Here is a 240-nt window from a genome sequence, read left to right on the forward strand (position 1 = left end):
GTACTGTCCTCAGTCAGGTCGAGCTTTTGAAGTCTGACACCATCGCCTATGCCGTCGTCGACAAGCTGAAACTCGTCGACAATCCGGAGTTCATGGGACCGAAAAGCTCGCTTTTTTCTGTCTCGACTATGAAATCCTTCATGAATTTTCGGTCGTGGTTTGCCGATGACGCAGCCGTCGCACCTGATCCGGAAATGAGGCGGCGAGGCGCTGCCGAGACTGTGGCGGGCAATATCGATG

Annotated in this window: 1 pseudogene; it reads left to right on the top strand. The window is 54.2% G+C overall.

The window, feature by feature from the left end:
• Positions 1 to 240 (top strand): annotated as a pseudogene (locus AF337_RS28880) (polysaccharide biosynthesis tyrosine autokinase); the annotation flags it as partial.

It is taken from the genome of Rhizobium ecuadorense, from assembly GCF_001187535.1.
Taxonomy (GTDB): domain Bacteria; phylum Pseudomonadota; class Alphaproteobacteria; order Rhizobiales; family Rhizobiaceae; genus Rhizobium; species Rhizobium ecuadorense.